The sequence below is a fragment of the Weissella sagaensis genome, from assembly GCF_005405285.1.
GTDB lineage: Bacteria > Bacillota > Bacilli > Lactobacillales > Lactobacillaceae > Weissella > Weissella sagaensis.
This window is the reverse complement of record NZ_BJDT01000003.1, coordinates 1-18,515: the sequence shown is the minus strand read 5'-3', so window position 1 is coordinate 18,515 and position 18,515 is coordinate 1. Positions and strand designations below refer to the sequence as shown.

General features: G+C 34.7%; 21 protein-coding genes and 2 pseudogenes. 6 read left to right on the top strand and 17 right to left on the bottom strand.

Annotated elements, in window-relative coordinates; all coding sequences use genetic code 11:
• The first annotated feature begins 3 nt into the window (after window positions 1-3).
• Window positions 4-1,044, top strand: coding sequence for a type 2 isopentenyl-diphosphate Delta-isomerase (gene fni / locus FFM55_RS03845; protein WP_137600522.1), 1,041 nt, complete (start codon window positions 4-6; stop codon window positions 1,042-1,044).
• Window positions 1,045-1,162: 118 nt separating this feature from the next.
• On the top strand, window positions 1,163-1,705 hold the full coding sequence (locus FFM55_RS03840; protein WP_042494096.1) for a TetR/AcrR family transcriptional regulator: 543 nt from the start codon (window positions 1,163-1,165) through the stop codon (window positions 1,703-1,705).
• A gap of 71 nt (window positions 1,706-1,776) precedes the next feature.
• On the opposite strand, the gene yidC is transcribed toward FFM55_RS03840, so the two are convergent.
• The 15 genes and pseudogenes from yidC to FFM55_RS03770 all read right to left on the bottom strand — a co-directional run.
• The gene (gene yidC / locus FFM55_RS03835; protein ID WP_042494099.1) at window positions 1,777-2,721 is read right to left on the bottom strand and encodes a membrane protein insertase YidC; all 945 of its coding nucleotides are present in this window, start codon (window positions 2,719-2,721) and stop codon (window positions 1,777-1,779) included.
• A gap of 113 nt (window positions 2,722-2,834) precedes the next feature.
• Entirely contained in the window at window positions 2,835-3,836 is a 1,002-nt protein-coding gene (locus FFM55_RS03830; protein WP_042494100.1) for a nucleoid-associated protein, read from the bottom strand.
• Between the two features lie 47 nt (window positions 3,837-3,883).
• Window positions 3,884-5,365, bottom strand: coding sequence for a HAMP domain-containing sensor histidine kinase (locus FFM55_RS03825; RefSeq protein WP_042494103.1), 1,482 nt, complete (start codon window positions 5,363-5,365; stop codon window positions 3,884-3,886).
• A gap of 15 nt (window positions 5,366-5,380) precedes the next feature.
• Window positions 5,381-6,070: a response regulator transcription factor gene (locus FFM55_RS03820; protein ID WP_042494106.1), complete on the bottom strand. Its 690-nt coding sequence runs from the start codon at window positions 6,068-6,070 to the stop codon at window positions 5,381-5,383.
• 90 nt (window positions 6,071-6,160) lie between these two features.
• A complete protein-coding gene (locus tag FFM55_RS03815) occupies window positions 6,161-6,937 on the bottom strand; it encodes a YibE/F family protein (RefSeq protein WP_137600521.1) in 777 nt (258 codons plus the stop codon).
• Window positions 6,938-6,939: 2 nt separating this feature from the next.
• Window positions 6,940-8,055, bottom strand: coding sequence for a YibE/F family protein (locus tag FFM55_RS03810; protein ID WP_042494112.1), 1,116 nt, complete (start codon window positions 8,053-8,055; stop codon window positions 6,940-6,942).
• On the bottom strand, window positions 8,055-9,035 hold the full coding sequence (gene dnaI, locus FFM55_RS03805; RefSeq protein ID WP_081839331.1) for a primosomal protein DnaI: 981 nt from the start codon (window positions 9,033-9,035) through the stop codon (window positions 8,055-8,057). The genes FFM55_RS03810 and dnaI overlap by 1 nt, the downstream gene beginning before the upstream one ends.
• Before the next feature lie 6 nt (window positions 9,036-9,041).
• Window positions 9,042-10,394: a replication initiation and membrane attachment family protein gene (locus tag FFM55_RS03800; protein ID WP_137600520.1), complete on the bottom strand. Its 1,353-nt coding sequence runs from the start codon at window positions 10,392-10,394 to the stop codon at window positions 9,042-9,044.
• A 24-nt stretch (window positions 10,395-10,418) separates the two neighbouring features.
• Window positions 10,419-11,012: a dephospho-CoA kinase gene (coaE, locus tag FFM55_RS03795; protein WP_081839332.1), complete on the bottom strand. Its 594-nt coding sequence runs from the start codon at window positions 11,010-11,012 to the stop codon at window positions 10,419-10,421.
• A complete protein-coding gene (gene mutM, locus FFM55_RS03790; protein ID WP_042494119.1) occupies window positions 11,012-11,848 on the bottom strand; it encodes a DNA-formamidopyrimidine glycosylase in 837 nt (278 codons plus the stop codon). The genes coaE and mutM overlap by 1 nt, the downstream gene beginning before the upstream one ends.
• A 225-nt stretch (window positions 11,849-12,073) precedes the next feature.
• Window positions 12,074-12,388 carry a hypothetical protein gene (locus FFM55_RS03785; RefSeq protein ID WP_042494121.1) on the bottom strand — a complete coding sequence of 105 codons (315 nt, stop codon included), beginning with the start codon at window positions 12,386-12,388 and terminating at the stop codon, window positions 12,074-12,076.
• Between the two features lie 117 nt (window positions 12,389-12,505).
• Entirely contained in the window at window positions 12,506-12,646 is a 141-nt protein-coding gene (locus FFM55_RS09790) for a hypothetical protein (protein WP_170999653.1), read from the bottom strand.
• 10 nt (window positions 12,647-12,656) lie between these two features.
• On the bottom strand, window positions 12,657-13,511 hold the full coding sequence (locus FFM55_RS03780) for a hypothetical protein (RefSeq protein WP_137600519.1): 855 nt from the start codon (window positions 13,509-13,511) through the stop codon (window positions 12,657-12,659).
• Window positions 13,512-13,670: 159 nt separating this feature from the next.
• Window positions 13,671-14,021 (bottom strand): phage portal protein, encoded by a 351-nt coding sequence (locus tag FFM55_RS10040; protein WP_275667567.1) that lies wholly within the window; start codon window positions 14,019-14,021, stop codon window positions 13,671-13,673.
• Between the two features lie 183 nt (window positions 14,022-14,204).
• Window positions 14,205-14,300, bottom strand: a pseudogene (locus tag FFM55_RS03770) (phage repressor protein/antirepressor Ant); the annotation flags it as partial.
• Between the two features lie 322 nt (window positions 14,301-14,622).
• Here FFM55_RS03770 and FFM55_RS03765 point away from each other — a divergent pair.
• The 4 genes from FFM55_RS03765 to FFM55_RS03750 all read left to right on the top strand — a co-directional run bounded on the left by FFM55_RS03765 (window position 14,623) and on the right by FFM55_RS03750 (window position 17,667).
• Entirely contained in the window at window positions 14,623-15,012 is a 390-nt protein-coding gene (locus tag FFM55_RS03765) for a helix-turn-helix domain-containing protein (protein ID WP_052348450.1), read from the top strand.
• 616 nt (window positions 15,013-15,628) lie between these two features.
• Window positions 15,629-16,159, top strand: coding sequence for a hypothetical protein (locus FFM55_RS03760; RefSeq protein WP_137600517.1), 531 nt, complete (start codon window positions 15,629-15,631; stop codon window positions 16,157-16,159).
• Between the two features lie 603 nt (window positions 16,160-16,762).
• Window positions 16,763-17,089 (top strand): DUF898 family protein, encoded by a 327-nt coding sequence (locus FFM55_RS03755; protein ID WP_042494135.1) that lies wholly within the window; start codon window positions 16,763-16,765, stop codon window positions 17,087-17,089.
• Window positions 17,090-17,175: 86 nt separating this feature from the next.
• Window positions 17,176-17,667, top strand: a complete 492-nt coding sequence (locus FFM55_RS03750) for a hypothetical protein (protein ID WP_042494140.1) — start codon at window positions 17,176-17,178, stop codon at window positions 17,665-17,667.
• 332 nt (window positions 17,668-17,999) lie between these two features.
• On the opposite strand, the gene FFM55_RS03745 is transcribed toward FFM55_RS03750, so the two are convergent.
• Together FFM55_RS03745 and FFM55_RS03740 are read right to left on the bottom strand one after the other, a co-directional pair.
• On the bottom strand, window positions 18,000-18,356 hold the full coding sequence (locus tag FFM55_RS03745) for a DUF1304 domain-containing protein (protein WP_042494143.1): 357 nt from the start codon (window positions 18,354-18,356) through the stop codon (window positions 18,000-18,002).
• Window positions 18,357-18,388: 32 nt separating this feature from the next.
• Window positions 18,389-18,515: pseudogene (locus tag FFM55_RS03740) on the bottom strand (zinc-binding dehydrogenase); the annotation flags it as partial.

Here is an 18,515-nt window from a genome sequence, read left to right as displayed (position 1 = left end):
AATATGGAATCAGCACACGCACATCGAAAAGATGAACACTTGGCATTATCTGAAGCTGAGTATCGACAACAGCAACCAGTATCATCGTTAAAACAAGTTCGTCTCATTCATAATAGTTTACCTGAAATAAACATTGCTGATGTTTCTCTTGCTGTGAGAGATGAAAAGTTTAATTTTACAACACCGTTTTATATCGAAGCGATGACTGGTGGTAGTAATCGAACAGGTAAGATCAATCAGCAACTTGCTCAGGTTGCTCGTCAAACTGGTATCGCCATGGCAGTTGGTTCGCAGAGTGTGGCACTAAAAGATAGTGATGCTATTGAAAGTTTTACAGTCGCTCGTCAAACTAACCCTGATGGCTTTATTATGGCAAATATTGGTGCTGGACATCATGCTAAAGCTGCACAGCAAGTTGTTGATATGATTGGAGCTAATGCTTTAGAAGTTCATTTAAATGTCCCACAAGAAATTGTGATGCCTGAAGGTGATGCAGAATTTATTTGGTTAGATAATATTGCTGATATTATCCAAACTGTTAATGTGCCTGTCATCATTAAAGAAGTTGGTTTTGGTATGAGTGCTGAAACCATTCAAACTTTATATAATATGGGTGCTGAATACGTTAATATCGGGGGCCGTTCTGGCACTAATTTTGCAGTTATTGAAGATAGACGTAATCGTGAACAACATAAAAGTTTTGATTTTCTATATGATTGGGGCCAAACAACAGCGGAAAGTTTATTAGAGGCACAATCCTTAACGAAAGCCCCTATTATTTTCGCTACGGGGGGTGTTCAAGATCCCTTGGATATTTTAAAAGCCCAAATTATGGGTGCAAAAGCAGTCGGTGTGGCGGGTCATTTTCTACATACTGTCCTCCAAGCTGGTCCTGACGGATTGGTTGACGAAATTTTAAATTGGCAACGACAATTAAAAAAATTATACGCATTAGTTGGTGCTAAATCAGCAGATGATTTAGCAAATGTGCCCTATATTTTATCTTCAGAATTATTAAATTATAAGGACCAACGACATTTATAAAATTAACGTTTTATTAGCGTTTTAAAAGTTTTTCTAAAGCAGGTAAAGTGAACCTTCATTTTATCTGCTTTTTTTACTTACATTCTTGATAATGTCGTAAAATAAAAATATGAAAAACATGTTAACAGAAAGTATTCGTCAACAAACTGATGATCAAATAATAGATGCAACGCTGACCTTGTTGCAAAGCCAATCTTATGACCAACTTGCAGTTACTGAAATCACTCGCAAGGCAGGCGTGTCACGGATGGCTTTCTATCGCCACTTTGGTACAAAAGAAGCTGTCATCCAAGCTATTGTTATGCAGTTAACGCAAGACTTTGAAAAAGAAGCCGATGAACTTCCCTTAAATGCAGAAGCTATTTCACGTGCCTTCTTTGGCTTTATTAAAGCAAATGGTATTGCAATTGCTGTTCTACTAAATGCCGGCTTACGCGAACAATTCTACCCACCTTTACGTGATATCTTACATGGGTTATACGCTAAAGGCATCCAAAATGCAGCAACTGTTAATCGCTCTATTGATTACGTTTCAGACTTTATTGCTTCTGGTATGCTGGCTTTAGCTATTCGATGGATTGCAACTGGAGCACATGAATCAATTAATCAAATGGTTCAAATTGCTAATAATATGACTAGTGCACATCAAGCTAGCATTTAGCACCTAATAAAAAAGGTATTGATAACCAATCATGTAAATGATTGTGATTATCAATACCTTTTTTATTATACCTATTTACGGTTTTGTTTACCCGCATTACGACCACCCTTTGAACTATTATGTTCTTGGGTTGTAGTCGTAATATCTTTACGGCTACCGTTTTGTTGCTGTTGTTGTTCTTGAGCGGCCTGCATTGCTTCTGCAAAACGACCGGAAGGCTTTGCTTGAATTTTACCAGCTAATGCATCATCAACGACATCTTTGACTTCAAAAGTAGCATTAACTTGGGCCTTCAAGCGTGGACGCCAAACAATTATAATTAGTGTTTGAAGAATCATAACCAGTGCACCTGCAAAGAAGTACAATGCAATACCAGCATTGGTTACCCATGTCATAAATAGCATCATAATTGGCATAACATACATCATCATTTGCATTTGCTTCTTTTGTTCAGCAGGAATACCAATTAGTGATAGATATGCCTGAATACCATAAGCGATCGCCGTAGCAATGGCTAAAATTGGCGCATGTGAGGCTAAATTAATACCAAAAAATGTTGCGTGCGCAATTTCATTTGAGTTTTTAATAGCAGCGTACAGACCCATGAAAATCGGCCATTGAATGATTAGTGTCGCAAAGTTCATACCACCAAGCAATGATACATTATTTTCACGATATATTGTCATCATTGCTTGTGATGCTAACATTTGTTCTTCTTGAGATTGTGCACTTTTTTGTGCTTCTTGAACCTTTTTTAATTGTGGTTGTAATAAACGCATTTTTTCTTGTTGAATTGTTGCGTTACGTTGCTGGTGTATCATCATTGGTAACAAAATCAAACGGACAACCAATGTCAAAATAATAATTGACCAACCAACGGCATTGATACCACCAATTGCTGTCTCAGACCAGTGCATAAAGTCTGTTAGTGGCCCTTTTAAGAAGTCAGCATGTCCTGTAACAAACAAAACAACTAATACAATTAATAGTATCGGGGTTAAACCTTTAATTTTCATGAAGTATTTTTTCCTACCTATTCATTTTCGTATTCTCTTATTTCAAATAACAATTATATCATGAAATGTATGATATATTTAGAATTTTTATTGTGATTAAAACGACATCTATTTTATGAATTAAATTTATTAATTATCGACTCAATATCTTTAATAATGAGCGACATCGTGCCATCCGGTTTATTAATAAATTCTACTTTACTTTTATCTTGATAGATATCCATTGGAATTGAAATTTCAATTCCTGAATCTAATTTAAATCGTTGTAAACGATATTTTTTCTCAATGCGTTCGGTATTGGGAACATTAATATCAGGTTCTAATTTTTTGGTATCCATAATTTGTTGATACGCTTGCTGTGCAGATATATTGCCTTTAAAAACGGATTCAGCTATTGCTGAAGTTTTAATTTCGCCATCATCTTGAACAGTATCAAAAATAGTATTTTGTGTTTCAGCTAAGACTTCATGTTCAGGCATATCGAATTTATTAGCAACTGATTTGACAGCTTGTTTGATAACTTGAATGTTATCTTTAGTTGAATTTTCAGGATGAATTTTTAAAAAGTTTTCAGAAAAATAATTTGTTCGATGACCGTCAATTAGATATTTTTTTTCGATTAACATATAAATGCCACTCATTAAATTAATGATGATTCCTTCATCAACCTTTTGAGTTGCTGCGGGTAAGACAGCTTGGTTTAACACAAGGTTATTAACAAGCTTTTCATCTTGGTATTCTACTGCATGTGTGTAGCGTGGCGTAAAATTTAATTTTAAAATGCTGAAAAAATCGTCAGCACCCTCTGAAAATTCTATAACTAATAAGTCACCAGCTGGAATCGTTTCACTTGGCGCAATGACGTCGAATAATTCTTCTGCTAAAATCGTTGCTTTTGTGGCAAACGATTGATTATTAACATCAGAAATTTTATTGGTAATGTCATCATTATCCGTTAATTGTCCTGTTTTATAATCACTATTTTTAAACTTTTCAATTAATTTTTCAATGTATTCATGCAAACTAGGTTGATTAAGATCTAATTCATCCTGAGATGCAATTAAATTACCACTATTTTTATCTAGTACATGCAAAATAACGTGTTTTATAATCATATTATTCCTTTACAGTAGAAAAGCAGGTTAATAACTCGCCTGCTCTTCTACTTATTTTTATCTTGATTTTTAATAGGCAACGTAATTCTAAAAATAGAACCCTGCCCGATAGCAGATTCTAATTGAATTTTACCACCATAACCTTCAACTAACTTTTGAGCAATACTTAGGCCTAAGCCATTGCCTCCTTGTTTACGAGAACGTGCTTTATCAACACGGTAAAATCTATCAAAGACCCGACTCGCATCTTCAGGACTAATTCCTTCACCAAAATCTTGCACTGCTAATTCAACTAATTTACCTGAACGTGAGGCAGCAAAATGAATTTCACGACGTTCTTGACTATATTTAACAGCATTGTCAGATAAAATGATTAAAATTTGTTCTAAATGATCACGATTCATATTAACAATAGTTGGACCCTTTAAATCATCATCAATTCTAAAAGTAAAATCTGGATGAATCATCTTAAAATTAGTATAGATACCGTTTATTAATTCTTTAGCATCAGTATCACCTTCACGGAAAGTCAATTCAACTTGATCAGCTCTGGTTAAGTCTAACATTTCAGAAACTAAACCTTCCATACGACTAATTTCTTGTAAGGATGCACTAATTGACTCATCTAAAATTTTTGGATCATCTTTTCCCCAACGGTTCAACAATTCCATATGTCCTTTTACGATGGCAACTGGTGTCCGAAGCTCGTGAGAAACATCTTCAACGAATTGATGTTGTTGTAGGATAAACCGTTGCATTTTATCAAGCATATCATTTAATAAATTAGATAAGTCGGTTAATTCATCTGGTTTACGGCCGTCTGTACTAACGCGGACTTGGGCTTGTGGGTCACGATTAATTGTATCAACTGTTTTTTTAATGCTATCCATTGGCCGTAGAAAGAAACCAGCGAGCCAATAACCCCAAAGTGCAATTAAAAATATTCCTAAGATAATCAAAATTGTAATAATTGAATAAACACGATTAAATGTCTTATGATAGGCTGTCAAATGATTCTCAATAACAACATGACCAATAATTTTATGATTCGCATCACGAAGCTCCTGATGACCAACTAACATTTTAGTACCTTTTATTCGTTCAACACGAACAATTCGTTTGTTCGTTTCATGGAACGGGGTTGGTTGGTCTCCAACTGGATAAACTTGGTTATGCTTTTGATCATACACACGAATCGTATAGTCTTTACGAGCGACTTGTTGCAATACCGGATCGTTGACCACGTCATTAAAATCTTTACTATCCGGTTGTAATACTTGATCAATTTTAGTTGGTAACAATTGTGAGGCATTAATATTTTGCAAACGATTTGTAACGGCATTCAATGAACTAGTTACCTGATGTCTTTCTGTTGACATCATTTGCGTTGCAAATGCTTGCATGACAAACCATGTAAATATAATAAATATTAAAAAAACACCAACAACAGAACCAAGAGCCCATTTCCATTTTAAGGAAAGCCCCTTTTGTTGTGGTGTTTTCTCAATAATGGATGATGATCTACCCATTAATTTTCCTCCAAATTACTGACGCATAACGTATCCAGTACCGCGAACCGTTTGAATATAAGATGCTCGTGAATCAGGTTGATCAATCTTATTACGAAGATAACGAATATAAACATCCACAACATTTGTTTCAATTTCAGAATCGTATCCCCAAACCTTTTTTAGTAGTTCCTCACGAGATTGTACAACGTTGATGTTTTCCATCAAAATCAAAAGTAATTCATATTCACGCTTGGTTAAGTTGATAATTTCGTTACCACGACGAGCAATACGATTTTCTTTTTCAACAGTCAAATCACGATATCGCACAACACTTTGATGCGTGCTGTGTTCTTCTGTTTCAATATCAATACGACGTAACAATGCTCGAACACGGGCTAATAATTCTTCGATTGCAAAAGGTTTTACAACATAATCATCAGCACCATAGTCCAAACCTGATACACGATCAATAACGGAATCACGAGCGGTCATCATAATAATTGGTGTGTTTTTTTCTTCACGCAAACGACGTGCAACTTCTAAACCACTTAGTTCTGGTAACATTAAATCAAGTAAAATTAAATCATAATCACTTGCTAAAGCGGCATCTAAACCACCACGTCCATTATCTTCAACATGGGTTTCATACCCTTCATGCTGTAACTCTAGCTCAACAAAACGAGCTAAGTTTTCTTCATCTTCAATCACAAGCACACTACTCATACGCTATACCTCTGGTTACTTTCTTACAGGATACAATCATATCCCGATAATGACATATTTACTTTTATCATAACATGACTTTCTCATAAATCATAGCTTTTCCCCACTAGTATGGTGTTTTTGCCGTTTTTGATAAAGTAAAAAAATGCCAATTGTGACGGGTAATGTTAGTAAAACACCTAATAATGCATATAATAATGACAACATTGAAGATGTAAATAGTTTAGCATTAATAATCTCACCAAAAGTGTATTGCAACTTACCAAACAATACGGCCAAACTTAAAAAATCCGCTAAAAATCCAAACAATAAAGTATTAACAGCCGTTCCAATAATCTGTTTTCCTAGTACTTGACTGACATCAATTAAATCCTTATTACTAATATTTGGACGTTCATTTAATAATTCGCCGACCCCTGTTGTAATGGCAACAGATGCTTCTGCAATGGCGCCTAATGTTGCTAATAAAGCTGCCACAATCCCCAATGTACCAAAATCAATATTAATTGCTAAAGATAATCCTTCTAAATCTTCTGAATTTTCTTCAGCAAACCCTTGGGCAATTGCAAGATGTTCAGTTGGTAAAATAACAACTAATAACATAATCATTACTAAAAAACTTGCTAATAGTGCAATCGTTGTGGTTCGTTCATCAGCACCAGCACTTAAAACAGTGACAGTCAATAAGCAACTTCCCCCAATTAAGAGTACCCAAAAAGGATTGAATTGAAAGCTGATTAAAAGCATCATGACAACCAAGATTGCAAAACTAATCCATAAACTAATAAAGGCACCAATACCTTTTACACCACCTACAACTAACATTAAGACAAATAGAATAATTGATAACATCAATAAAACACTCATGCTTATATTTTTGCCCCCATTTTCTTTTGTCGCCACTTATGTAAAATCCATACCCAAAAAATACCAGCTGGCACAGTTAACACAATACCAATTGCGCTAATCAACGTTTGTACCATGCCTAACGATAAATTCATTGTATAAGTGAACCCCCAATTATTACCATTTCTTAAATATAAAATGGCCATTGGAATTTGTTCAGCAATGAAAATTAGGAACAGCGTATTACTTAAAGCTCCAAAAATTTCTTGTCCAACATGACGACCAGTAATTAAAAGCTCTTTAATACCAATTTCTGGGTGCTCACGTTCCAAACTAAACAAAGTTGCTATCATATCAGTGGCTTCATCCATGACAGCTCCTAAGACACCTACTAATGTCATTGATAGAAACATTGGCTGTGGCAATTGCGTGATAAAAGACATTAATTCAAAGTGCAAGCCTTTCCCGTTAGTGACATTAAAGACCAATAAGCCAATTAACATTGCAGCAGTTGTGGATGTTATGACGGTTAACAAAACAGTCCAGGTTAACCGACTCTTGATGCCCATAACAAAGATTAGCGTTAACATTGATGCAACAATACTAAATAGAATAAATAGCCAAAAAATATTTGCCTCTTTGGTTACGAAGTTCAAATAAATTGTTCCAATAAATAAGATGACATTGATTATAAGTGACAATATCATGAAACTACCAGCTTTACCCATTGATATAATCAAAAGCCCCATTACCATAATTAAAATAGGAATCCAAAAACTATCACGTTTAAAATTTTTAAGGCCCCAAGCTTTTTCGGATTTAGCTAAAAAAATCTGATCATGTTTATTTAATGGTTGTGTAATAGCTTGGGCATCGTCATAACTATTAATAAATGAAACTGTTTTACCTTTATTTTGGGTATTTAACAGTTTAACAGACACTTTTTGGTGATGTTGCGTTACTTTATTGCCATATTGATCTTGAAGCGTCTTAGAAGATACTTGCTTGACTGATGTCACTTCACCGATACTATCTTGATACCAACTTGCATTATGACGTAAGACAACAAAGCTGGTAAGCATCAATATTAGTAAAACTAGTAACTTTAAAAAAAAGTGGTTAATTTTTTTTGTGTTCATTAATCAAGCTCCCGACGATTATCGCCAGCCATTTGCACTTCTTTTGATAAATATCTAATGCGTTGCATTAAACGTTCTGCTTTTACGGGTTCAGCCCCGTCTTTAGTGATTGTAAAATGTTCTTTTTCTAATTGTTTCATTGAGAAATTCGATGTAAAAAAGGTTGTCAATTCATTTTGCATACGATATTCCAAAATAACACCTAAAATATCATCACGAACCCATGCTGTTAATGATTCTGCCCCAATATCATCAATAACGAGAATTGGTACTTGTTTAATCGCATTAATTTTGTCTTGCGGTTGTTCATCAGTTCCAATAGCACTACGTACTTCTACCACAAAACTTGGTAAATGAATAAGTGTAACTGGAATACCCTCTTGGGCTAATTCATTAGCCATGGCACCCATTAAATGCGTTTTGCCAATGCCATACGCTCCGTGAAGATACATGCCACGATGGAAATCGTCTGGCCTTTTAATGTAGGCATCAATGAAACTTAATGTTCCCGTAAGTGCAGCCAAACGATCAGAATCTTCATCGGAAAAATCATCCAAACGGGCCCTTTTAATTAGTTTAGGCATCCCAATGGATTTGACCAAATTGGCTTGCATACTCATACGTTGTGCTAGTTGCGTTGCTTCGTCGGGTTCATAAATAATCACAATACGATTTTCAACAACTTTTAAAGCAGGGACATAACCTTGATGAACTATTTTTTGCCCCTTTTTAGCTTTATGTTGCTGAGAATAAAACTCGTACAAAACAGCAAAATCGCGTTCTACAATATCCTTTGACAGACTATTTTTATATTCATTAAAAAATTGACGGATTTCCGAATCTTGGTAAACAGCCCTCTTTAAAGTTTGAAATCGACCATTTAATTGTTTTTTATCCATAAAATCACGTAGCGCTTGCCCCATATTCATCGGTGTATCAGAAGTTTGTGAGTCATGACTTTTAAAATTTTGATCACTCATCGTTTCTTATGTCTCCTTTGGGTTATTTTTGTTACGACGTGCTCTAATAGCTTCAAGTGCCGCCCGTGCTGATTTCGCATCTGATTGTGAAACAGATGTTCCATGTTGATTTTCCCAATCTGGACGCGTTTCTTGCTTTGAATTTTTATTAGTGTTTGACCATTTCTTATTTGACGACTGTGTTGTGCGTGCTTGTTGCTTTTTATTACGGCGTTGTAAGTATTGAAGTGCACTTACTGCATCTGTAACCCCGTTTTGTAGCCAATCATTGACTAGTGTCTGTAAAATCGTTTTATTTAAGGTTGTTCTTTTCTCAATAACTGTTAGTTCATACAAAATAATATTTAATACTTCTGGTGTGACAAGCTTCATTTGTACAATATCAGACAAGGCTTTAATTTCATTATCCGCGACAAAGCCATTTTTCTTTTGGCGTAAATTTTTCAAAAAACTTAAAGGAGAAGTTGTTTGTGCAATTTGTACGATTTTACTTGCAGGATCATCAGCATTATTAACTGAAGATGACGCTTTTGCGGGTTCAGTCGTCTCAATTTTAGCTGTACGAACCTGTGAAATTTGAGACTGCTTAAAATTATTTTCTAAATATTTTTTAATAGCTGGCAAATTAATTTGCTGAGTTGGCGTTGTTGTCGCTTGTATAACGCGAACAAGTTCCAAATCAGTTAATCCATATAATGATTTATAAATCATTAAGTCAACTTCATTTTTTTGGAGTACATTTTGTTTAATATTATATGACTGCAACATATCACTCAATAGATTAATGTCTAAAGATTTCGTTGCTTTTCGAATATTCGATGATAAAGTATTTTTTTCATTCGTTTCCGCTAACGGCGCATGATTACGTTTAATAAAACTTTCTTGTCCAACTAAATCAAAAAATGTGGTAGAAACATCATCCCCAGGAATATTAGTATTATTAACTTTCTCTTCACTAACTAGATCATTAAATAATTCATCCCCCAAATAATGGGCTAATAAGCTCGATAGTAATACGTCAGATAAGAAGGCACGAGTTGTCAAAGGTGGAAATATTTGATAAGCCCACTGTGTCGCAAAATTTGTCGTCTGTTTAAAGGTTTTGACTAACCCCATTGCTTCTAATTTTTGTCGTGCAGTAAGAAAAGAATGTTGATTCATTGCAAGTTGATCTAGTATATCAACATGGCGGTGCTTGGGTTGTGCTGTTTCCCCCATTGTTGCCCATGCCAAATATAGTGTATAAGCATCTCGACCAATAATGGGTAAATATACCTTAGTCAATGACCGTACAGACGTCATGTCAATTAAGTCATCATAAATTAAGCGATAGCGTTGTTGATTTGAAAAATCTGCCATGAATCTATTACTCCTTTCTGAATATTAAAATAAGATTTGTTCTATAACCTGGTCAACTTGTTTGTATGTATCAGCAACTGACCCTGAATTATCAATAATATAATCTGCTAGTTTTTCCTTTTCGGATAATGGCATTTGTGCAGCAACACGATCCTCTGCTTCGGTTAGTGTTAATTGATTACGCGCCATTAACCGTTCTAATTGAATTTGTTTTGGTATGGTTACTAGCATGACTGCATCAGCGCCAGCAACATTATGATTTTCTAACAATAATGGAATATCTAGCACCACTAACGGCGTGTTTTGTGCCGCTAGTAGTGCTAATTGATCTGTCATCATTTTCTGAATACGTGGATGCGTGATGGCATTTAATTTTTCTCGCGCTTGTGCGTCGCTAAACACAATTTGACCGAGTGCTTTACGGTTAAGTGTATGATCATCTTGTAAAATGGCATCACCAAAATATGCAACAACTTCAGATAGCCCTGGCGTACCTGGTTCTACCACTAGTCGGGCAAACTTATCAGCATCCAATACAGGGATATTTTTAGAAATTAAGTAATCTGAAATTGTTGATTTCCCAGTTGCAATACCACCCGTTAACCCTAGCTTAAACATTATTTTAACCTCTCTACCTGGCAAACTGGACAATAAGTTGTACCACGTTGCGCTACTTTTGTTTTAAGCAACGGTTCGCCACAACGTAAACAAGGTTGACCAGCGCGACCGTATACTTGTAGTTCATTTTGGAATTCACCAGCATTACCAAATACATTAGTAAAACTATGTACAGTTGTTCCATGGTGTTCAGTTGCCCGGGCTAGTTCATGAATAATATTTTCCCGTAAAATCGCTAACTCTTCAGTTGTTATTTTATTAGCGGATGTTAGGGGATGAATTTTTGATTGCCAAAGCGTTTCATCAACATAAATATTACCTAAACCAGCAATATGGTTTTGATTTAGTAAGAATGGTTTTACATGCATTTTTGACTTACCAAATTCACTAATCATATAGTCAAGAGTTAACGTCTCTTCAGTTGGTTCAGGACCGATTGTTGCTAATCCAGCAACAGTCATTACCTTATCATTCGGTACAACATTCATACGACCAAACTTACGGGTATCACGATAAAACAAATCTATGCCCTCATCTAAGTGAAAAGTGACTAAATCATGCTTACCAGGCTGTGTCCCGGTTGGCACCGTATAGTAAGAACCTTCCATTCTTAAATGTGAAACCATTGTGATATCATTTGTAAAACGGAATAATAAATATTTACCACGTCGATCAATTTTTATGATTTTTTGATTACGCAATGCATCATTAAATTCTGCTGCAGTAAGACCACCAACAGTCTTTTCCCATCTAACCTCTGTGCTTTGTACAGTTCGTCCGGCAACTAAATTTGTAAGTCCACGACGGACAGTTTCTACTTCTGGTAGCTCTGGCATATCTCTTGTAAACCCCTTTATATCAACGTTTTAAAAATTAATATTAACAAAAATCTTAACTAAGTTTTTTTATAAAAGAACTTGATTAAGTTTAACCTTGCATTTTTTATTCTAATATCTACTATACTATCTTATCTGAAACATGAAAAAAAGCCCACCAAGTTATGCAATTTAGCATAGCTCAGTGGGCTTAATTTTATTTAAGTTTAGTTAGATCTTTCAAAATTATTTATCAGTCACTGCTTGTGTTATGTCATTGGCTTTTTCTTGTTCATGTTCCTTACGTTGCTTATCAGACGTATTGGCAATGTCAGCTGCTTCTTTTTGTTCTTCATCCCACTTAGTGCGTGCATCTGCCAAGGCTTGTTGCAATTTTTGATCATTAGCTTTATCTGCACGAGATAAGCGATCAGCCACTAATGAATCAATATGCGCTTGCTGCTCTTCAGTAAACGTTACTTCACGATTATCTCCAGGCTTATTTTGGTTTTGCGATTGTCCTTCGTTCGCATTTTGTGTGCCAGTATTCTCATCAGCCATGTTTTCACCTCCGTTTTAAGGCCGTCGCCTATATTTCCTTGCACAGTTTTAAGCCATAAGCACGTTTTGGGCATAATAAAAACGCCTAGTTGCAATAACTAAGCGTTTTAGTAATTTTTATAAGTATAATTTTTGTCCGATATTAATTGGTTTATCAACCTCAATTGCATATTTTCCAGATGGCAACATCGGTATGCCAACAACTTTAGCGTTTATGTCATCAATAGTAACAAATTGCCCCAACGAAATAGTTGGCATATCGTTAAGCTCAATTATCGTATTCCCAGCGATTGGAAATACCGTTTTTATTGTAAAACTCATTTAAATCTGCCTCCCAATCCTTAAGTGCCTTTTCTGTCGACATTATTTCATAGTCGGAAAGTTTCAATTTTTTTGCATTATCTAACAAATAATGTTGAGTCATTATTTCAGCTTTTAATCTAGACTCTCCTGTATCCACAATTATACCATCTCGATATTGCTTTGCGTGATAAAGCTCCTCATAAACTGCTGCTCTATTAGTATTTGGACGAAGTGAAATAGTGTACCCATCATGAGCAGATGCCTCAATACCAAAATAATCCAACATTCTGACAGATTCATCATCAGTTATAATAAGTCCGTCTGTTGATGTAAACCATTCTGATACATCTTGTAATTCTGCATCTGTGATTGGATTACTCTCTGGCTTATCAATACCCAAATCATCTGATTGGCGTTGATACTCGTCGCGAAACTCATTTAACAATGTCTTTTCCATGAGTTGAAAAGCATTATTAGCCATTGGTAACATCATTAACCCCATTAATGCTTGCATGTACAATTCCATATCAGTTGTACCCATACTCAAATACATCATTTTTCGCTTTTTAACGTTGATTTCATTAATCTTGGATAATTCCTTAGCTAACTTTCTTAACTGCGTTAAATCATGAATTGTGGGCAATTTACGTAAGATTGATGTGTCGATATGATCATCTTTTTGATGGGCAACAAAAAAAGCGCTTAATTCAGCGCTAATTCGTTTAATATGCTTATCTGCTGCCCGTTCAAGGCCGACATTAATATCATAATCTTGTTTCAAGGTTTCTAACATGTGGCGCTTTTCGTCAACAGCTTTCACTACTTATCACCACCTTTAAAATCATTCTCACTAACATCCCCTAGAGTCTTATAGACGTTGTTCGCATTGTTGCGTTGCTCCTCATCTCGTGCCTTATAACGGCATCAGGGTCATCAACTGTTGAAATCGCAGAAATAGCGGTCTTATTATCAACAACATCTAACATTGTCTTTGCAGTAGCAGCTTCATCTTAAACGTTACTTTAAAATTCTTAGCAAGCTCACCAGTCATATCAAGTGGCAATGTTGCACCAATCGCAAAGGCTAACTTAAACTTACGTTCTTTCATGTTAGCTGTATTGCTCATTGATTGTAATTTAAACTCTAATGTTGTACCTGATGCATTACCAAATACATCATCATTAAAATTCGCAACATTTGACTTAGTATAAATCGCATCAATTGCTCGGTCTAAGAAATGTTCTTGAATTAAATCAGCATCGGACTTGTTTATAAAATCAATATCAACGGGTCTATCAGAATCAACAGATGAGACATTACTGCGAAAAATGGTAATAAGAAAGTCTCAAAAGCGACACAAAAAAATTGAAACATCAATCTTACGTTTTCTCAATACATATTTCATTCTTCCTAAATCACTCTACCTGTGACTTTCCAGCCCCCAATTAACTTATCTAACTCTTTCGGGTCAAATTTAGGTCGACCGCTAATAAGTATTTTATTAATTAATCCTTTGTGAAATTAACTTGGCTAAGTCACCAACTAAAATTGATTGCTTTCCAGTGTTTACTGCATCAGCAAACAGTACTTTAGACTTCATCTCCTCAATAATCTAGTCCTTGTGATCCAAAATCATTTGAGCTGGTTTCAAACCACTTGGGTAGAAATTAACTCCCAATTTCCCCACTTATGACAGGAATCAGTACTGATATTTAGTGCTATGGTCGTTTCCTTTTGCGACAACTGCATTCCTGCTCTAAGTTAAGCCAATGTATCTTTTCCACGCTATATATACAATGCAGTACGATTAAAGCGTATAATTAACATTTTTGTACGTTTATGTTGTAGTTTTTATCATTAAACGGTAACATTATTGTATAAAATAAGTGAAAAGTAAACGTTTATATCACTTTTAAAAAGAGGTATTAGGGATGAGTGAAATAAATGTTTCTAAAAATTTAAAAGAATTGCGTAAAAAACAAGGGTATACACAACAAGAGCTAGCAAACCTTTTAAAGGTAGCTAAAACAACAGTTTCTACATGGGAACGTGGTGCTGCTAAACCACGAATGGATGTTGCTCGTCAATTAGCAAATATATACGGGGTTACTTTAAGCCAGTTAGTTGGTGAGGATAGTGTAACTAAAAATGAAGAGGAATCAAGTAACACATCCGCCAAAAAATCAATCGACTTACAACAATACGCTGTTGATGACAGTAAACGTGACGAAGCAATCAATGCTGGTGGTGTCCCTATAAGTGATGAAGACTGGGCCATTATTAAGGCAGTCCTTTCTAAGTACCCACGAAAGGATCAATAATGGATGTTTGATAGTCAATTTAGTATTGAAGAAATCCAAGGCAACTTAATTAGAAAAAAATTTAGGATATGACTGCGTTAAAGTATCAGGCCTGTTCCCTTATTACATGCGAGCTTATATTTAAACTGAAATGTTTTGATTATCAACCAAGATACAATCACTGTATTAGACTTAACACATGAAATTAATCATAATAGAAAAACATTATATTGGTCGCATATCATGGTACCAGTATGATGAAAGAAATTTTAATAAAGAGCTGAAGCAAATAAAAAAGTTATCAGTCGCACTCTGAACGCTCATTGTTTTAATGGTTGGTCACCAAATCACTATGACATCATGTTTTGTACACTATCCCCTACTTTTTAGAAAATAAAAGAACAGTTGAAAGACATTTATGGTGAGATATTTCAGAGATTACATCTGAAATTAATAAAAATTAGACACTAATACCTTCTATTTACGTGCAAACCTGAACCATGTTAAATGTTGTAGGAGTTTTAGGAATAATAATCAAAATGGGTGTAATTTCTTTAGTTACTGTCAGTTTAGCTGGTGGCATCATACATATACGTGCAGAAAGGATTCACGTTAAAAGCTAAGGAGTATGGGCAAAATGAAGCGTGGGAAGTATTATGTAATTGGTTTAGCAGTATTATTGCTAATTGGTGGGGGCACGGGCATTGCTATTAATCATAATAATAACGAAAAAGTTACTGAAACTCATAAAAATGTCAAATCATCTAGTTCCAGATCAAATAAAACTAAAAAACATAATATGAAGAAAAATTCTAGTTCAAAATCATCAAGCCAAAATACTGATTCAAGTTCTATCAATTCTAATTCTTCTCAACCACAAGCAAGCTCATCAGTGATAACTGATGACACAACTGATTCTGGTTTCGCTGAAGGTCAGCCTACTTCAAACACAGCATTAACTGCATTTTTAAATAAATATGGTGTGAGCCCTGCTCAATGGTTAGTTCAAAACAAAGGTATGTCAATTGAAGATGCTTTATATGCAACGCCTGATGAACAAGAAACATCTGGTGAGCTACAAACTGAATGGGCTTATAAGCAAGGTACTCACGATTCCATGGTATCAGATAATGATATAAGACCAGTCATCCCCTTCAGAAGAAGATGATGATTATTATTACTCTGACGATGATCAATATGACGATTCTGGTAATGCTATTAATAAAAGTAGCCTGGATGACGAACCAGCTGAAGATTAGTAAGTAAAAATCCACCCGTTAAAGTGGCATGAAGAAGAAATAAAAATGAAAAATCCAGAACAAAATCTAAGAGTAGAAAAACAGAATATATAAATACATCAACTCATGGTCCATGCAGAAATGATTCGTCAAATATACAGTGTTTGACGACCTGTTTCACTAAAAGCCAATACTAAATAAGTATTTGTAACATCTTCCCAAAATAAATCCCAAACGTTCTGGTCAGAAGCAAAATACTTATCAATCCATTTGCGAATCTTATTTTCTAATTTATAGTTATTTACAGAGGCAACAAAAAATGTTGCTATGACTAAAATTGCTAAAGTAATAAAAATATTATTAAAATCTACAGATATCAAATAATTTATTGATAAAAATTACTAACCATAAAAACCGGTCATTGTTAATTCTGTTATCAAAGAACATTATACCTATAATATATAGCATCTATTATTGATGATTATATAACGTGCAATAGTGATCCACGTAAAAAGCTAGTCAGGAGAATCAATATGGGACCAGAAAGAAAATTTGGTAGAGCATCATTTTTTGATGGCGGTCTACTAGCTTTAATTGGATGGACAATTTTAGGTTTCTTAGTAACTACACTATCCATTGGAATTTTGTATCCTTGGTCGTTAGTCATGGTCTATGGCTGGAAAATTAATCATACTGTTATTGATGGACACCGTATGCAATTCAGTGGATCAGCTGTCGCTTTATTTGGAAATTGGATTAAGTGGCTATTCTTAATCATCATAACACTTGGAATTTACAGTTTCTGGGTTGGCATAAAACTTGAAGATTGGAAGGCTAAAAATACTAGCTTTGTAAACTGATGGTTATCAATCAAAATAAAAGCCACCATACTGGTGGCATACATATACGTGCAGAAGAACCACGTTAAAAGCTATAGGAGCAATAAATGGAATCTATCAAATTTTTATTAAAAAGAATGTTACATCACCCCAATACTATGTCTTGGGCTTTTATCAGTATTATGGTTGCAATAATGGCTAGTTATAACACCATCATTCGTTATGGCTTTTCGGAACAAATGCTTGAAAAAGTTTTCATTATATATCCTTTAATCGTTATATTTATATATGCCTTACGTACATACGTTACTTTACCACTTGTTTTGAAGGTACATAACTATTTTCCAACTATTATAACCAATAGTATTCCAAGACATATTAGCGTGCCTACGCTTGTCATTACATTCAATGTTTCAATTATGATGGTTTGGTTTACAGAAATACATCGTCAACTATACCCACAATTTTTACCTGGCTATTTAGGCAATTGGATGAAAACCTTTTTTGTTGCCATTCCTGTATTTTTCTTTGTCGTTCGCCCTACTCTAATTACCATATTCAAAAGATTAAGACAATCGCATCCTCTGTCATTAAAATAAAAGACCCCTGCATACACATACATGTAATAATGATCCTCGTTGAAAGTTTTTAATGTCATTCAACACTGAGTATTTTAGACATTGTATTTAGCTAATTTTATCAAACACATAAAAGCAAGAAAATCGTTGATATAGCGATGTTTTCTTGCTTTTTATTTATTATCTTATTGAAACATGAAAACAAGCCCACCAAATTATGCAATTAAACATAACCTAGCGGGCTTAATTTTAGTTAGTAACCATTATATTTTCTCAAACGTTTCTATAACAAATGCAGACATACTACTAATTTGAGGCATTATCTACAGACTCGATTCTAATCTGAACGCAGCCTACAAAATCAAAAAAATAAGAGCTAAAAAAGCAGGTAATCCTTGTATAAAAATTATTTTTTTAGCAGCGGTTAAACTACCATAAATTGCTACTAAAACCACAAACAACATTTCTAATTCCAACATTAGTGTTAGCTGTGGGCCATTTAAAAGTACTCGTGTTCCAATAATCAATGCACCAAAAAGGCCATTATATATTCCTTGATTGGCTAATAATGTTTTGACTTCAGGCTTTTTTACAAAAGATTCATCTAATTCAAACGCATTAGCCTGTTGTTTAGGTGACCCAAAAATCTCTAAAAACATAATACCTATTGCCTCAATGCCAACAATAGTCACCAAAATAGTTTCAATCATCAATTTTTCTCCTACACCACGACCTAGGTGCATTATTTTATCTTAACAATAACTTTTCCGCGAGCATGATGTGTTTCACTACGCTTTTGGGCAGATTGTATTCCCTCAGTTGTAAGCGGATATGTGCTATCAATCACAATCTTCAAATTATTATTTCTA

Coding starts and splice junctions, on each gene's coding strand:
- fni (WP_137600522.1), top strand. CDS start 4: ATGGAATCAGCACACGCACATCGAAAAGATGAACACTTGGCATTATCT.
- FFM55_RS03840 (WP_042494096.1), top strand. CDS start 1,163: ATGTTAACAGAAAGTATTCGTCAACAAACTGATGATCAAATAATAGAT.
- yidC (WP_042494099.1), bottom strand. CDS start 2,721: ATGAAAATTAAAGGTTTAACCCCGATACTATTAATTGTATTAGTTGTT.
- FFM55_RS03830 (WP_042494100.1), bottom strand. CDS start 3,836: ATGATTATAAAACACGTTATTTTGCATGTACTAGATAAAAATAGTGGT.
- FFM55_RS03825 (WP_042494103.1), bottom strand. CDS start 5,365: ATGGGTAGATCATCATCCATTATTGAGAAAACACCACAACAAAAGGGG.
- FFM55_RS03820 (WP_042494106.1), bottom strand. CDS start 6,070: ATGAGTAGTGTGCTTGTGATTGAAGATGAAGAAAACTTAGCTCGTTTT.
- FFM55_RS03815 (WP_137600521.1), bottom strand. CDS start 6,937: ATGAGTGTTTTATTGATGTTATCAATTATTCTATTTGTCTTAATGTTA.
- FFM55_RS03810 (WP_042494112.1), bottom strand. CDS start 8,055: ATGAACACAAAAAAAATTAACCACTTTTTTTTAAAGTTACTAGTTTTA.
- dnaI (WP_081839331.1), bottom strand. CDS start 9,035: ATGAGTGATCAAAATTTTAAAAGTCATGACTCACAAACTTCTGATACA.
- FFM55_RS03800 (WP_137600520.1), bottom strand. CDS start 10,394: ATGGCAGATTTTTCAAATCAACAACGCTATCGCTTAATTTATGATGAC.
- coaE (WP_081839332.1), bottom strand. CDS start 11,012: ATGTTTAAGCTAGGGTTAACGGGTGGTATTGCAACTGGGAAATCAACA.
- mutM (WP_042494119.1), bottom strand. CDS start 11,848: ATGCCAGAGCTACCAGAAGTAGAAACTGTCCGTCGTGGACTTACAAAT.
- FFM55_RS03785 (WP_042494121.1), bottom strand. CDS start 12,388: ATGGCTGATGAGAATACTGGCACACAAAATGCGAACGAAGGACAATCG.
- FFM55_RS09790 (WP_170999653.1), bottom strand. CDS start 12,646: ATGCCAACTATTTCGTTGGGGCAATTTGTTACTATTGATGACATAAAC.
- FFM55_RS03765 (WP_052348450.1), top strand. CDS start 14,623: ATGAGTGAAATAAATGTTTCTAAAAATTTAAAAGAATTGCGTAAAAAA.
- FFM55_RS03760 (WP_137600517.1), top strand. CDS start 15,629: ATGAAGCGTGGGAAGTATTATGTAATTGGTTTAGCAGTATTATTGCTA.
- FFM55_RS03755 (WP_042494135.1), top strand. CDS start 16,763: ATGGGACCAGAAAGAAAATTTGGTAGAGCATCATTTTTTGATGGCGGT.
- FFM55_RS03750 (WP_042494140.1), top strand. CDS start 17,176: ATGGAATCTATCAAATTTTTATTAAAAAGAATGTTACATCACCCCAAT.
- FFM55_RS03745 (WP_042494143.1), bottom strand. CDS start 18,356: ATGATTGAAACTATTTTGGTGACTATTGTTGGCATTGAGGCAATAGGT.